This window comes from Phytobacter sp. (assembly GCF_059074235.1).
Genome location: NZ_JCACPZ010000002.1, coordinates 54,331 through 68,326 on the forward strand (window position 1 = coordinate 54,331; position 13,996 = coordinate 68,326).

General features: G+C 54.1%; 15 protein-coding genes. 6 read left to right on the forward strand and 9 right to left on the reverse strand.

Annotated features, from left to right (window positions below):
- Positions 1 to 105: 105 nt before the first annotated feature.
- Positions 106 to 852 (forward strand): ferredoxin--NADP(+) reductase, encoded by a 747-nt coding sequence (gene fpr, locus AC5JPW_RS02890; protein WP_494238174.1) that lies wholly within the window; start codon positions 106 to 108, stop codon positions 850 to 852.
- Here fpr and AC5JPW_RS02895 read toward each other — a convergent pair whose 3' ends face one another.
- On the reverse strand, positions 853 to 1,272 hold the full coding sequence (locus AC5JPW_RS02895) for a DUF805 domain-containing protein (protein ID WP_494238175.1): 420 nt from the start codon (positions 1,270 to 1,272) through the stop codon (positions 853 to 855).
- A 113-nt stretch (positions 1,273 to 1,385) separates the two neighbouring features.
- Here AC5JPW_RS02895 and AC5JPW_RS02900 point away from each other — a divergent pair, with 113 nt between their 5' ends.
- Complete coding sequence (locus AC5JPW_RS02900; RefSeq protein ID WP_494238176.1) at positions 1,386 to 1,973, forward strand: DUF1454 family protein; 588 nt, start codon at positions 1,386 to 1,388, stop codon at positions 1,971 to 1,973.
- Positions 1,974 to 2,080: 107 nt separating this feature from the next.
- Positions 2,081 to 2,848, forward strand: coding sequence for a triose-phosphate isomerase (gene tpiA, locus AC5JPW_RS02905; protein WP_494238177.1), 768 nt, complete (start codon positions 2,081 to 2,083; stop codon positions 2,846 to 2,848).
- A 51-nt stretch (positions 2,849 to 2,899) separates the two neighbouring features.
- On the opposite strand, the gene AC5JPW_RS02910 is transcribed toward tpiA, so the two are convergent.
- From AC5JPW_RS02910 to cpxP, 6 genes are all read right to left on the reverse strand, one after another.
- Positions 2,900 to 4,204 (reverse strand): SLC13 family permease, encoded by a 1,305-nt coding sequence (locus tag AC5JPW_RS02910; RefSeq protein ID WP_494238178.1) that lies wholly within the window; start codon positions 4,202 to 4,204, stop codon positions 2,900 to 2,902.
- Between the two features lie 73 nt (positions 4,205 to 4,277).
- On the reverse strand, positions 4,278 to 5,033 hold the full coding sequence (gene cdh, locus AC5JPW_RS02915; protein ID WP_494238179.1) for a CDP-diacylglycerol diphosphatase: 756 nt from the start codon (positions 5,031 to 5,033) through the stop codon (positions 4,278 to 4,280).
- 105 nt (positions 5,034 to 5,138) lie between these two features.
- Complete coding sequence (locus tag AC5JPW_RS02920; RefSeq protein WP_494238180.1) at positions 5,139 to 6,128, reverse strand: sulfate ABC transporter substrate-binding protein; 990 nt, start codon at positions 6,126 to 6,128, stop codon at positions 5,139 to 5,141.
- Between the two features lie 147 nt (positions 6,129 to 6,275).
- Complete coding sequence (pfkA, locus tag AC5JPW_RS02925) at positions 6,276 to 7,238, reverse strand: 6-phosphofructokinase (RefSeq protein ID WP_437432245.1); 963 nt, start codon at positions 7,236 to 7,238, stop codon at positions 6,276 to 6,278.
- Between the two features lie 203 nt (positions 7,239 to 7,441).
- On the reverse strand, positions 7,442 to 8,326 hold the full coding sequence (gene fieF / locus AC5JPW_RS02930) for a CDF family cation-efflux transporter FieF (protein ID WP_494238181.1): 885 nt from the start codon (positions 8,324 to 8,326) through the stop codon (positions 7,442 to 7,444).
- Positions 8,327 to 8,473: 147 nt separating this feature from the next.
- Entirely contained in the window at positions 8,474 to 8,977 is a 504-nt protein-coding gene (cpxP, locus tag AC5JPW_RS02935) for a cell-envelope stress modulator CpxP (protein ID WP_494238249.1), read from the reverse strand.
- 150 nt (positions 8,978 to 9,127) lie between these two features.
- On the opposite strand from cpxP, the gene cpxR reads away from it, so the two are divergent.
- Positions 9,128 to 9,826: an envelope stress response regulator transcription factor CpxR gene (cpxR, locus tag AC5JPW_RS02940; protein ID WP_494238182.1), complete on the forward strand. Its 699-nt coding sequence runs from the start codon at positions 9,128 to 9,130 to the stop codon at positions 9,824 to 9,826.
- Entirely contained in the window at positions 9,823 to 11,196 is a 1,374-nt protein-coding gene (cpxA, locus tag AC5JPW_RS02945; protein ID WP_494238183.1) for an envelope stress sensor histidine kinase CpxA, read from the forward strand. The genes cpxR and cpxA overlap by 4 nt, the downstream gene beginning before the upstream one ends.
- Positions 11,197 to 11,235: 39 nt before the next feature.
- On the opposite strand, the gene yiiM is transcribed toward cpxA, so the two are convergent.
- Positions 11,236 to 11,910: a 6-hydroxyaminopurine reductase gene (gene yiiM / locus AC5JPW_RS02950; RefSeq protein ID WP_494238184.1), complete on the reverse strand. Its 675-nt coding sequence runs from the start codon at positions 11,908 to 11,910 to the stop codon at positions 11,236 to 11,238.
- Between the two features lie 157 nt (positions 11,911 to 12,067).
- On the opposite strand from yiiM, the gene AC5JPW_RS02955 reads away from it, so the two are divergent.
- Entirely contained in the window at positions 12,068 to 12,964 is an 897-nt protein-coding gene (locus AC5JPW_RS02955; RefSeq protein WP_494238185.1) for a dihydrodipicolinate synthase family protein, read from the forward strand.
- A 47-nt stretch (positions 12,965 to 13,011) separates the two neighbouring features.
- Here AC5JPW_RS02955 and kdgT read toward each other — a convergent pair whose 3' ends face one another.
- Complete coding sequence (gene kdgT / locus AC5JPW_RS02960) at positions 13,012 to 13,995, reverse strand: 2-keto-3-deoxygluconate transporter (protein ID WP_494238186.1); 984 nt, start codon at positions 13,993 to 13,995, stop codon at positions 13,012 to 13,014.
- Position 13,996: the final 1 nt, after the last annotated feature.

The window sequence follows — 13,996 nt, forward strand, 5'->3', positions numbered from 1 at the left end:
GTATGACGGGGATATTTGTCGGGGAGAGCTTTCCAGATTATATGGACTGGAAATCCTCCCCATTCACGACGAAGATAAGGCAATGATTCTGAACAGGAGAAAATCATGGCCGACTGGGTTACAGGAAAAGTCGTTAAAGTCGAGTTCTGGACCGACGCGTTGTTCAGCCTGACCGTTCATGCCCCTATTCTTCCCTTCACCGCCGGACAGTTTGCCAAGCTTGGCCTCGAAATCGACGGCGAGCGGGTACAGCGCGCTTACTCTCACGTCAATGCGCCGGGGAATCCTGATCTTGAGTTCTATCTTGTCACCGTGCCAGAAGGGAAACTCAGCCCACGCCTTGCCGCGCTACAGCCTGATGATGACATTTTGATCGTCAGCGAAGCGGCCGGATTCTTCGTGCTGGAAGAAGTGCCGGACTGCGAAACACTCTGGATGCTGGCCACCGGGACGGCTATTGGCCCCTACCTGTCAATTTTGCAGGAAGGCAAAGATCTTGAGCGCTTCAAAAATCTGGTGCTGGTGCATGCGGTACGTTATGCCGCAGACCTGAGCTACCTGCCGCTGATGCTGGAGCTTCAGCAGCGCTATGAAGGCAAATTGCGCATTCAGACGGTAGTGAGTCGTGAGAGCGTTTCAGGCTCGCTGACCGGGCGTGTACCGACTCTGATTGAGAGTGGTGCGCTAGAAGAAGCGATAGGACTGCCGATGACCACCGAGACCAGTCACGTCATGCTCTGCGGCAACCCGCAGATGGTGCGTGACACTCAGCAACTGCTGAAAGAGACCCGGCAGATGACCAAACACTTACGCCGCCGGCCGGGCCATATGACTGCCGAGCATTACTGGTAATCAGCGGTACTTCACGTCCAGCGTGTCTTTACCGAATTTGTTTTCGCCCTGGGTGCCGACAAACGCGCCCAGGTCGATAAACATGCCCACCATAATCAGCGCTGGCGCAAAACGCCCAACGGCCCATTGCAACGTACCGTTCAGCATGTCCCAGTTCCCGGCCAGCAGCATCCACGCCAGCACGAACAACAGCGCCCAGGGGCCGGATTTACCGCGATCGTGAAGACGTTTCACAATCACACAGGCGGTTGGCCATAACAGGCACACCAGCATGAACGCGGCGCTCTGGCTGGCAAGCAGGTTGAAATCGACTGCGTAAAAAAGTGCGGCCATCGCCACCACCCAAATCGCCATCCACACCCAAAAATCACGGCGACCAATGCGCCCTTTAATTGAGAATAACCACTGCTGAATACCCATGTAAGGTTCCTTATTATCGTACTGCTGCGTAGTTTACCCTGGCGGTGCGAGTTTTTGACAAGCCCGGCCGATATCGTTTTAATCGTGAGCAAAGTGAAATGAGGATGATGTTGATGAAAACCTGGTGGCTCTTGTTGGCGGCGTTGATTATCTGCCCGCCTGCATTCGCAGAAGATGCGCCATCTGCGGCGACAGCACCCTATTTGTTGCCCGGCGCACCGACCTTTGAGCAATCCATTAGCCAGTTCAGAGAGAAGTTCAACGAGGACAACCCTGAACTGGCTTTAAGTGAGTTCCGTGCCATTGATTCCGGTACTGACGCCGCACGCCTGACCCGTGCGGCAACGAAAATTAATGACAATCTCTATGCCTCGACGGCGCTGGAGCGCGGCACACTGAAAATTAAGTCGATGCAGATAACCTGGCTGCCCGTCAGAGGGCCGGAGCAGAAAGCCTCACGAGCAAAGTCGCAAGAGTATATGGCGGCGGTGATCCGTGAGTTTTCACCGGGTCTGACCAAAGCGCAGAGCCTGCAAAAACTGCAAAAATTGCTGAACAGTGGCAAAAACAAACTTTGGTATGCCGAAACGGAGGGTGCTATTCGCTATGTTGTCGCAGATGACGGCGAAAAGGGGCTGACCTTCGCCGTTGAACCGATTAAGCTGGCGCTATCTGAAAGTCTCGAAGGCGACAATAAATGACAAAAAGCAAAGCCTTTGCGGGGACGAATCTCTATACTGTTTCACAGACCACGCTGCCCTGAAGGGTAGCTATATTCCTTAATTCGCTTCGTGCGTGGAGAGTAAAAATGCGACATCCTTTGGTGATGGGTAACTGGAAACTGAACGGCAGCCGCCACATGGTAAACGAACTGGTTGCTAACCTGCGTAAAGAGCTGGCTGGCGTGACCGGTTGTGGCGTAGCGATTGCACCACCAGATTTGTACCTGGATCTGGCTCACCACGCCGCTGCGGGCAGCCACATTATCCTGGGCGCGCAGAACGTAGACGTTAACCTGTCTGGCGCATTCACCGGTGAAACAAGCGCTGAAATGCTCAAAGATCTTGGCGCGAAATACATCATCATCGGCCACTCTGAGCGTCGTACTTACCACAAAGAATCTGACGAATTCATCGCGAAGAAATTTGCCGTGCTGAAAGAGCAGGGTCTGATCCCGGTTCTGTGCATCGGTGAAACCGAAGCAGAAAACGAAGCGGGCAAAACCGAAGAAGTCTGCGCACGTCAGATTGACGCTGTCCTGAAAACTCAGGGCGCTGCGGCCTTCGAAGGCGTGGTTATCGCTTACGAACCTGTATGGGCTATCGGTACCGGCAAATCAGCTACCCCGGCTCAGGCTCAGGCCGTTCACAAATTCATCCGTGACCACATTGCTAAAGCCGACGCAAAAGTCGCTGAGCAAGTGATCATTCAGTACGGCGGTTCCGTAAACGCATCCAACGCCGCTGAACTCTTCACCCAGCCGGACATCGACGGCGCGCTGGTTGGCGGTGCATCCCTGAAAGCTGACGCTTTTGCGGTGATCGTTAAAGCAGCAGAAGCGGCTAAACAGGCGTAATTGCCTTGTCCCCTCTCTCTTATGGGAGAGGGGACACAAAACGTACCAGCTCTACAATTTCCCCAGCACGCTAAACCACAGATAATCCAGCGGCAACAGCACCAGATAGGTTGCCACCGCCAGCGCGATACACAACAACATCCCCGCCCGGGCAGGCACCTTGCCTAACGCCATCGCCACCACAATCGGTGACGCCTGATACGGCAGCAGCGGTGTGGAATACCCCAACACCTGAATCATGATCACCGACAGCAGCGGGAACCCGGTGGCATCGGAAAAACTCTGCGCCAGCGTGGTAAACAGTGCCGGTACGCCATTGGCGGTCATGATGAAGTTCAGCGCCGTGGTGGTTCCGGTCAGCGCGAGGAAGCTGGTGAAGGGCTTGTCAGGGTCCAGTGGCATCACATGCAGCAAGGCATTGCCCACTGCTGCACCAATCCCCGTCTGAGTGACCGTGATCGCCAGCCCAAGAATACCGGCCACGTAGATACAGGTTCGAATATTCACGCCATTCGAGAACTCTTCGCCATTGATAAAACCCACACGTGGTAAGAGCGTAATGCAGGCGGCCACCAGTCCCGTCCAGGCCGGGCCAATACCATGCAGGCTCTCCGTTACCCACATGGTCAGGACAACCGCCAATAGCCACGCCAGCCGCTTCTCTTCCCTGCTCATGGGTTCGGAGGGTGCCATCTCCTCTGGCGCGCGGGGTTTACCCGGAAAGAGCCAGCAAATCAGGCCAATCAGGATGAGACCTTTGAGTACCCCGAGCACCGGCGTGTGCAGCAGCAGGTAAGGGACATAATTCAGGTGAATACCATACGACCCCTCCGCCGCCCCGCTCATCACGAGGTTGGGGACGTTTGCAGGCAGAATGGTCGCCGAGAGCTGAAAAGTACCAAACCCTACCGCCAGTGCCAGTCCATACCAGGCTCGCGTGCCTTCATTAATCCCCGCACGAGCCGCCATCGCCGCTACTATCGGCATCAACAAAGCAATGCGCCCCATGTTGGAGGGCATTACAAAGGCCAGTGCGTAGCTGAGCAACACCACACTTGCGACCATGAGCAGCCATGAATCCGTCAGTCTTGAGGAGAGGGCCCGCGCAGCGCGGTCAGCCAGCCCGGTTTTGCGGATCGCCACCCCCAGCACAAAACCGCTGAACACCAGCCAGAACGCTGAAGAGGCGAAGCCGCCAAAAATCACATCCGGCGGGGCGATTTTAGCAATCATCGCAACGGTGAAAAACAGCAGTGCAGTGATGAACTCCGGCAGCAACGAGGTCGCCCAGAGCACAATCGTAATGCCAACAATCACGGAAGGAAGGAACAGAGGGTGAGTAAACCAGAGCGACATACCTGTCTCCTGTAGAATTTTTCAGCAAGTCTACGGCGACAGGCTTGCCCGGTAAACGCCAAATCTGGTGGGGCTATTTCAGGATATCACATTGATGATCCTGAATTTCCTCAGCAAACGCACGGTTGAAGGTGAACAGGTCTCGCTGCGTTGCCAGCAGAACAAACGAGCGATCGGCCTGCTGCAACATCGCCATCGAATAACGCCCCATATGATCACGCGCATCAGGGACTTCTTCCGCCAGCATCAGGAACGGGCTGCGCTGTACCAGCTCCGCTTCCGTTACCCGTCGCGCCAGATAGTGATGCCCTAACAGGCCACCGGGCAGAGCCAGCCAACGGCTGCTGATAGTCGCCGCTTCACTATCGAGCTTAATACGTACATCGTTTCGCAGGCAGGACATATGAATATGGAAGTGGTTTTGGGTCCGCCCGGTGCGCGAGTTGATGGTAAGAGAAATGGCGTTATCCGGCAGTGGGCTGCCGCGCATTTTTCCCATAACGCCGCGTGATTGCCAGGCCTGCCAGAAAAAGTTTGGGGTGTGAGGCTGCAACAACAAAGGGCTTTCAATACCATTGATACGATAAGTCGGCATGAGCAGGTATTGCAGGGGGCCATTACGGTCTTTGAGCAGCACATAACCGGCATCCAGATTGGCCTGCTCGCAGGGTGCAGGTAAGTGGGAATCGCGCTGATGAGGGACACACTGCCCGGTGACAATCTGGCGAAGTTGATCCCTGTCGCTACTGTTCCACCAGTAGGCACCGTAAGCCGCCGTCAGCAGCATCAAAATCACCAGGGCTATTGCAGTTCGCTGCACAATCTTCATCGGACGTCCTCTTTCCAGAAAGAACATGAAGCATAGCGCAGTAAAACGGGAAAAAGATGTACAGAGGGGAAAACAAAAACGGCCCCGTTAAGGGCCGCCTGGGGATTAGCGTTTGCTGATTTCGTCGAACTTGCCGCCGTTGGAGAAGTGCTCTTTCTGCGCTTTTGTCCAGCCACCAAAGACATCGTCAATGGTGAACAGCTTCAGTTTCGGGAACTCGTTTGCATATTTCGCGGCAATGTCTTTGTCACGCGGACGGTAGAAGTTCTTCGCCGCAATCTCCTGCCCTTCCGGGGTGTAGAGATATTTCAGGTACGCTTCGGCAACCTGTTGGGTGCCTTTCTTCGCGACCACTTTGTCGACAACAGCGACGGTCGGCTCCGCAAGAATGGATTCGCTTGGGGTGACGATTTCAAACTTGTCTTTACCCAGCTCGTTTGTCGCCAGCAGCGCTTCGTTTTCCCAGGCAATCAGCACGTCGCCGATACCGCGTTCAACGAAGGTGTTGGTTGCGCCGCGCGCACCGGAGTCCAGCACTTCGACGTTTTTAAACAGCGCCTTCACGAACTCCTGAGCTTTAGCCTGGTCACCGCCATTCTGGTGCAGAGCATAGCCCCACGCCGCCAGGTAGTTCCAGCGTGCACCACCGGAGCTTTTCGGGTTCGGGGTGATAACGGACACGCCCGGTTTGATTAAATCATTCCAGTCGTGAATTTGTTTCGGGTTGCCTTTACGCACCAGGAAGACAATGGTGGAGGTATAAGGCGCAGAGTTATCCGGCAGACGTTTGATCCAGTTCTTGTCGATGCTGCCACGCTCGGCAATCGCATCCACGTCATAGGCCAGCGCCAGGGTCACAACATCCGCATCCAGACCGTTAATAACCGAGGTTGCTTGTTTGCCTGAGCCACCGTGTGACTGGCGAATGGTGACAGTATCGCCGGTTTCCTGTTTCCAGTGTGCGCTGAACGCTTTGTTGTACTGTTCATACAACTCACGCGTTGGATCATACGACACGTTCAGTAATTGAATGTCTTTCGCCAGAACGCTGCCAGATGCCAGCAGCAATGTTAATCCTACGCCCCACTTGTTCATCGCCCACTCTCTCAGGTTATGTATTTTGATGTGATCAGCGTGCCAGAAAGATGTCCAATGATTAAAGAATAAAAAAAGATTGGCTATAACTTTGGGGAATATCAGCTGACAAAGAAACGCCCTCGAAACAGAGGGCGTTGAATGTGTTTAGTAGAGCTTTTTAGCGCAGTCCAGCCAGTCACCTTTGAACGGACGCTTCATGTTCTCGATAGCGTCGATAATGTCGTGGTGAACCATTTTTTCGTTCTGGATACCGACACAACGACCGCCGTGCCCCTGCAGCAGCAACTCAATGGCGTATGCGCCCATACGGGATGCCAGGATACGGTCGTAAGGCACCGGGGAGCCGCCGCGCTGGATGTGGCCCAGAACGGTCGCACGGGTTTCACGCTCGGTTTCGGTTTCGATGTATTTTGCCAGTTCATCGATATCGCAGATGTGCTCAGTGATGGCGACAATGGCGTGTTTTTTACCTTTCGCGATACCCGCTTTAATTTCTGCGACCAGGTCTTCACGGCTGAATTCTACTTCAGGCAGCACGATAAACTCGCAACCGCCAGCAATAGCAGCGGCCAGGGTCAAGTCACCACAGTAACGGCCCATCACTTCAACGATGGAAATACGCTGGTGAGAAGAAGAGGTGTCACGCAGGCGGTCAATCGCTTCAACCACGGTGTGCAGTGCGGTGAAATAACCGATGGTGTAATCGGTACCGGCCACATCGTTGTCGATGGTGCCTGGCAGGCCGATGCACGGGAAGCCCATTTCAGTCAGGCGCTTAGCCCCCATGTAGGAACCGTCACCGCCGATAACGACCAGCGCATCAATACCACGCTTTTTCATGTTCTCGATAGCCACGGCGCGGACGTGCTCTTCGCGGAATTCCGGGAAACGTGCAGAGCCGAGGAAGGTGCCGCCACGGTTAATCATGTCTGACACACTATAGCGATCCAGTTGAATCATACGGTCTTCGTACAGGCCGAGATAACCATCATAAATACCCGCAACTTCCAGACCTTCAGTTAATGCTGCACGGACAACGCCACGAATTGCTGCGTTCATGCCCGGCGCATCACCGCCACTTGTCAACACACCGATTTTTTTAATCATGACTACCTCTGAACTTAGGAATGCAAAAATAATGTTCTGTTGGCCAAAACGACGCTCCACAGGAGCAAACGGCTATGATGCAAATATTATATTAATCACTATTTGCTGAATTGATTCAGGTCAGACCCTATGGCGGTAATTTATACACTAAATGCGGGTCTGACTCTCTTTTTTTACAACGAAATACGACAGCAGCAACGCGCTTATCGTCCTTGAGGTATTACCGAGCAGGGATCCTGATGAATAATCACATCCGACCCTGGAAAACGCTGCAGAATTGCTTGTTCCACCTGTTCAGCGATGATGTGCGCCTGAACCAATGGAAGGTTATCCTCCATCTCCAGATGGATTTGGATGAACCGTGTTGGACCTGACTGCCTTGTTCGCAGATCGTGAGCACCGCTGACGCCCGGCCAGGCCGTGACAATATCGAAAATGTCCTGGCGTTCTTCATCCGGCAATGCCCTGTCCAGTAAAGACTGAACGGCTTCATATCCCATACGTAATGCGCTGTATAAAATATAACAACCGATGCCCAAAGCAAACAGTGCATCCGCCCGATGCCAGCCGTACCACGACAGCCACAAAGCGACCAAAATTGCACCGTTCATCATAACATCAGACTGATAATGAAGCATATCTGCCCTGACCGCCTGACTCTGGGTTTTTCGTACCACCCAACGCTGAAAAGTGACAAGGATCACAGTGCTGACTAAAGCAATCAGGGTAACGGCAATACCAATGCCGGGTGAATACATCGGTTCCGGGTTTGCCAGGTGCTGAATACCGGTCAAAAACAGGAACAGCGCCGAGCCGGAAATAAACATACTTTGTGCCAGTGCGGCGAGCGATTCAGCCTTCCCGTGGCCAAATGTGTGTTCATCATCTGCCGGTTGCAGTGAATAACGCACCACCAGCAGGTTAGTCAGCGAAGCGGCAATATCCACTAGCGAATCCACCAGCGCTGCCAGGATGCTCACCGAACCGGTGTACCACCACGCAAAGATTTTAATCACTAATAATGACGACGCCATGATCGTGGCCGCGATGGCGGCACGGCTGACAAGGCGTCCGTAAGATTCGTTCATAAAGGCTCCCACATTCTTCAGTGGGTAGTATAACGAAAGGCAACTTATCAGGCGGGAATTCAGGATGCTGAATTTAGGGCAAAAAAAACCCCCACATCATGTGGGGGAAGACAGGGATGGTGTCTATGGCAAGGAAAACAGGGTTCATTACTGGGAACGCTGGGTACTACTGCTACTGAAGAACTTTAACGGAGAGCCTTGCTGCATTTGCGCGACTTCGCGCAGTTGGTCCATCCGTTTTTGATGCTTCTGGTTCAAAACCGCTTGCTGCTCAGGCGTTAGCAGGTGATACATCTGGTTGCGGACTTTCGCCATCTCAACCTGACGCGCTATCTGTTCCTGCGCCATTTTTTCTGCCTGATTCCGCACAGCGGTTTCATCAAAATTTTCTGCGGTGATAAGGCGATGCATTGCCTCCACTTCGCTAACATTAACAGGGGGCTGGTCGTGCCGTGCCTGCTGCATCAAATCTCGCATCTGTTGGCGTTGATGCTCGGTTAAATGTATGCCGTCAAACATATGGTTCTGACCATTACGCTGCGCGATTCCCTCAGTCGGGTGCCAGTTATCGCCTGTTACGACTTCAGCAGCCTGGCCAATCGTACTGAGCGCCAGTGTTGAGGCCATGACGGCAGCGGTAACTATGCGCATCATTTGCTCCCAAAATCTTATGTGTCGCGAATCAACGAGAATCAGTCTACGATTCAGGCTGCAAACATGCGTCAGGGGGTGTAAAACAACGTAAAGTCATGGATTAGCGACTCTTGATGACGTAATTTCTGCCTCGGAGGTATTTAAACAATGAATAAGATTCTTTTAGTAGATGATGACCGAGAGCTTACATCCCTGTTAAAAGAGCTGCTCGACATGGAAGGTTTTAATGTGCTGGTTGCCCATGATGGGGAGCAGGCGCTCGACCTCCTTGATGACAGCATCGATTTGCTTTTGCTCGACGTCATGATGCCGAAGAAGAACGGTATCGACACCCTTAAAGAGCTACGCCAGACACACCAGACACCTGTCATTATGTTGACAGCCCGCGGCAGCGAGCTGGATCGCGTTCTCGGCCTTGAGCTGGGCGCGGATGACTATCTGCCAAAACCGTTTAACGATCGCGAACTGGTTGCGCGTATTCGCGCCATTTTGCGCCGCTCGCACTGGAGCGAACAGCAACAGAACACCGATAACGGTTCTCCGACCCTGGAAGTGGATGGCCTGAGCCTGAACCCAGGTCGTCAGGAAGCCAATTTCGATGGTCAGTCGCTTGAGCTCACCGGCACCGAATTCACCCTGCTTTACTTGCTCGCACAGCACCTGGGTCAGGTTGTCTCGCGCGAACATTTAAGCCAGGAAGTGCTGGGCAAACGCTTGACGCCGTTTGATCGCGCCATAGATATGCATATCTCTAACCTGCGCCGCAAACTGCCGGACCGCAAAGACGGTCACCCGTGGTTTAAAACCTTGCGTGGTCGCGGCTATTTGATGGTATCCGCTACATGATAGGAAGTTTGACCGCCCGCATTTTTGCCATTTTCTGGCTGACGCTGGCGCTGGTATTGATGCTGGTCTTGATGGTGCCGAAACTGGATTCACGCCAGATGACGGAGCTGCTCGACAGCGAGCAGCGTCAGGGCGTGATGATTGAGCAGCACGTCGAGGCGGAGCTGGTCAACGATCCGCCCAATGACCTGATGTGGTGGCGCAGATTATTCCGCGCTATCGACAAATGGGCTCCGCCAGGACAACGCCTGCTGCTGGTCACCAGCGAAGGCCGCGTCATTGGCGCAGAACGCAACGAAATGCAGATTATCCGCAACTTTATTGGTCAGGCGGATAACTCGGATCACCCGCAGAAGAAAAAATATGGTCGGGTAGAGCTGGTAGGGCCCTTTTCCGTCCGGGACGGGGAAGATAATTACCAGCTCTATCTTATCCGCCCGGCCAGCAACTCTCAGTCTGATTTCATCAACCTGCTGTTTGACCGACCGCTGCTATTGCTTATCGTCACCATGCTCATCAGTTCGCCTTTGCTGCTCTGGCTGGCATGGAGCCTGGCAAAACCGGCGCGTAAGTTGAAAAATGCGGCAGATGAAGTGGCACAGGGCAATTTACGCCAGCGTCCGGAACTGGAAGCCGGGCCACAGGAGTTCGTCGCCGCCGGAGCCAGTTTTAACCAGATGGTCACCGCGCTGGAACGCATGATGACCTCGCAACAGCGACTGCTTTCTGACATCTCACACGAGCTGCGTACGCCCCTCACGCGTCTGCAACTGGGTACGGCGCTTCTGCGTCGACGCAGTGGGGAGAGTAAAGAGCTGGAGCGGATCGAAATGGAAGCACAGCGTCTCGACAGCATGATTAACGACCTGCTGGTGATGTCCCGTAATCAGCAGAAAAGTGCGCTGGTCAGTGAAACCGTTAAGGCTAACCATCTGTGGAATGAGGTGCTGGACAACGCCGCCTTTGAAGCCGAGCAGGTGGGGAAAACGCTGACGGTCAACTTCCCGCCAGGGCCATGGCCGCTGTACGGTAACCCTAACGCACTGGAAAGTGCGCTGGAGAATATCGTGCGTAACGCCCTGCGCTACTCGCACACCAAAATCGAAGTCAATTTCTCGGTCGACAAAGAGGGCATCACCATCAACGTTGATGATGACGGTCCTGGCGTCAGCCCGGAAGACAGAGAGCAGATTTTCCGTCCCTTCTACCGTACTGACGAAGCGCGCGATCGCGAATCAGGTGGCACGGGTCTGGGGCTGGCGATTGTGGAAACCGCCATTCAACAGCACCGTGGTTGGGTGAAAGCCGACGACAGCCCGCTGGGCGGTTTGCGCTTAACAATCTGGCTGCCGCTGTATAAACGTTCGTAACACCTGTTCCCCCTCACTGCAATGTGAGGGGGAACAGTTCTACTTTCCCCACAATCTTCGCGAATTATCCTCGATAACCCCACTTAAACGCCGCTTCTGCATCGTTCTTGTCCAGCTTGCAGACAGCCCGGCCGCAGAGAGTAAACGCCGATACTGTTCGTCATCGAACGGCATATGCCAGGCAATGGACGCCGCATCCTGAACGCTCACATCACTGGTGCGTGATGCCAGTTCAAGCGGTGCATCCGTCGAAACCTTTCCCGCCGCAATCACGCGATAGAGCCAGCCAATGCGCCCACAAGCCTGCATTTGTGACGCCATATCGCTGACGTTAAAGTGAAAGTTGAGCTTGTAGCAGGGCGAGCGCGGCTGGGTAACCTGAATCAGCGTCTCTCCCCACCGGAAAATATCACCGATAAAAACATTCCTCTCCGTCAGCCCTTCCGTCGACAAATTCTCGCCGAAAGCGGGCGCGTAGTAGAGCGCGTCGTTATCAGGGAAGGTCTGACGCCAGAAGGCGTAATGCTCGCGAGGATAGTGACAAAGCGCCCTGTCCGGCCCGCCGTGAATCACCTTCTCCGCCTGTTGGTCCCCCTCCAGACCACGATCCGTTAAGGTTAACTCTCCGTCCACCTGGAGCTTGGCGATTGCGCTGGGCTTACTGCCCGCATAATCCTTTACAGTGCCTGTATAAACATTAACCGGATGCCGCATCTTTTCCCCCGGACGCTAAAATTGTTCCGGTATTACACCACACTTTTTACCCCGAAATCGTGCAGAAATGAGACACCGGTGCGCGTGAATTCCGTCAGGACGTGCTATCACTTATTGAAGAAGTGAAACGCTATTTCATATTCAAGGAGACAGTGACGTGAAGACTGAAAATGAATTTTCCGGCGTCTGGTGCCCGTCCATTACGCCAATGACACCCGACGGTAAAGTTGATCTGAATGGATTAAGACAGCATATTTCACGCCTGACCGACGCCAGAATCGATGTGGTATTGCTAATGGGCAGCATTGGCGAGTTTGCCTCTTTCACCCTTGATGAACGGCTCATGCTGATCCGCGAAGTGCGCGGTATGACGCCCGGTACCCTGGTGGCAAACGTCTCTTCAACCAGCCTGAATGATCTACTCTGGATGGCGGACGAAGCCTTCCGTACGGGTTATGACGCGGTCATGGTCCTGCCCCCTTACTACTACGGGCAAACGCCTGCACAGCTGCTGAGTTACTTCCGCCATCTGGGGCAGCGACTAAACGGTAAGTGGTTTGCCTATAACTTCCCTGCACGCACCGGCTGTGACCTGACACCGGAGCTGGTCGCCACGCTGGCGGCCGAGTTCCCGAACTTTGCCGGCATTAAAGACACCGTTGATTGCCAGTCGCATACCCGCAATATCATCCTCGCGACCGAAAAAGTCCGTGATGATTTCGCCGTGCTTTCCGGCTATGACGAGTATTTCATTCCGAACCTGCTGGCAGGTGGTGCGGGCGTTATCTCCGGGTTAAACAACGTGATGCCAGAGCTATTTGTCAACGCGCGAGAAGCCTGGAAGCAAAATGACCTGACGGCTCTGCATGATGCGCAGCGTGAAATCGGCAAATTCATGTCGATTTATACGATTGGCGAGGATTTCGTGACCACCATTAAAACCGTGGTATCGCGCAAATTCGGTTACTGCGGTGCTACGTCGCGCAATTTTGGCGGCGAGTTAACACATGCCGAGTGTGCGCAAGTGGATAAGGTTTTTGGTATACCCCACTGACAAAAAAGCCGGCCTGCAAAGGCCGGTTTCTCATTGAACGTTCTGCGCTATTTCACCGCACTGCGCAGGTCCGGAGCCACTGCATCCCCTTTCACTTTACGTGACCAGACAGAGGTCAAAATCGGCACCAGAATGGAGGTCACAATCACCGATGTCGCTACCAGCGAAGTCGCGGCAGGCGCCATCGCTTTAAACTCCGGCACCATCTCGGCAATCAGTACCGGTGTTGCCACTGCCGCCCCGGCAGAGCTGGAAGCCGCAAGCCCTGCGGTACCATCTCCGCCGCCAATCAGCTTATCGGCAATAATCAACGGAATGCCCGTAATCACAATCACAGCCAGCCCCAGCAGCACGCCGAGCAAACCAGTCTGGGCAATCACGCTGAGATCGATGGTGTTACCGAGCGCAAAGGCGAAGAAGGGAATCAGCGTCTGTACTGCGCGGGTAAAGAACTCACGCAATTCGGGGTCCAGATTACCCAGACCAAAGCCAATCAGGAATGGCAGTACTGCGCCAACAAACACATGTGGTTCAAATGAGGCGATACCCGCCGTACCCAGAATCACCATCGTCATCAATGGGCCAGATTCGAGGGACATCAGCACAAACGCCCCGGCCTCTTCTTTGGTGCCGTACTGCTGCATGATGGAGGCGTAAAGCCCGCCGTTAGTCATGTCCATTGAGGCGACCAGCGCCAGTGTCGACAGCCCTGCAAAGAAGCCCGCTTCCACGCCGTGCGCCGGAATCAAACGTGATGTCACCGCCGCAACCACCCAGGCCACCGCAATTTTGGTCACCACCAGGGTGCCGGACTTGCGCAGCACCGTACCGGTCGCACTGAGCTTAATTGACGCGCCCATGCAGAAAAACCACACCGCCAGAATCGGCACGGTCCCGGTGATCATGCCATTCGTGAAGGAGCCAAAATACTTTCCCGCACCCGGCGAGAAGGTGTGACACAACGCACCAAGAAACAGAGGAACCAGCATCATCCCGCCCGGGATTTTTTCTATTGCACGTTTGATTTGCATA

Excerpts from the sequence above, each read along its gene's own strand:
- cpxP (WP_494238249.1), bottom strand. The coding sequence starts at position 8,977 with ATGCGCATAGTTACCGCTGCCGTCATGGCCTCAACACTGGCGCTCAGT.
- fieF (WP_494238181.1), bottom strand. The coding sequence starts at position 8,326 with ATGAACGAATCTTACGGACGCCTTGTCAGCCGTGCCGCCATCGCGGCC.
- fpr (WP_494238174.1), top strand. The coding sequence starts at position 106 with ATGGCCGACTGGGTTACAGGAAAAGTCGTTAAAGTCGAGTTCTGGACC.
- AC5JPW_RS02895 (WP_494238175.1), bottom strand. The coding sequence starts at position 1,272 with ATGGGTATTCAGCAGTGGTTATTCTCAATTAAAGGGCGCATTGGTCGC.
- AC5JPW_RS02920 (WP_494238180.1), bottom strand. The coding sequence starts at position 6,128 with ATGAACAAGTGGGGCGTAGGATTAACATTGCTGCTGGCATCTGGCAGC.
- AC5JPW_RS02900 (WP_494238176.1), top strand. The coding sequence starts at position 1,386 with ATGAAAACCTGGTGGCTCTTGTTGGCGGCGTTGATTATCTGCCCGCCT.
- yiiM (WP_494238184.1), bottom strand. The coding sequence starts at position 11,910 with ATGCGGCATCCGGTTAATGTTTATACAGGCACTGTAAAGGATTATGCG.
- cdh (WP_494238179.1), bottom strand. The coding sequence starts at position 5,033 with ATGAAGATTGTGCAGCGAACTGCAATAGCCCTGGTGATTTTGATGCTG.
- pfkA (WP_437432245.1), bottom strand. The coding sequence starts at position 7,238 with ATGATTAAAAAAATCGGTGTGTTGACAAGTGGCGGTGATGCGCCGGGC.
- cpxA (WP_494238183.1), top strand. The coding sequence starts at position 9,823 with ATGATAGGAAGTTTGACCGCCCGCATTTTTGCCATTTTCTGGCTGACG.
- tpiA (WP_494238177.1), top strand. The coding sequence starts at position 2,081 with ATGCGACATCCTTTGGTGATGGGTAACTGGAAACTGAACGGCAGCCGC.
- kdgT (WP_494238186.1), bottom strand. The coding sequence starts at position 13,995 with ATGCAAATCAAACGTGCAATAGAAAAAATCCCGGGCGGGATGATGCTG.
- AC5JPW_RS02910 (WP_494238178.1), bottom strand. The coding sequence starts at position 4,204 with ATGTCGCTCTGGTTTACTCACCCTCTGTTCCTTCCTTCCGTGATTGTT.
- cpxR (WP_494238182.1), top strand. The coding sequence starts at position 9,128 with ATGAATAAGATTCTTTTAGTAGATGATGACCGAGAGCTTACATCCCTG.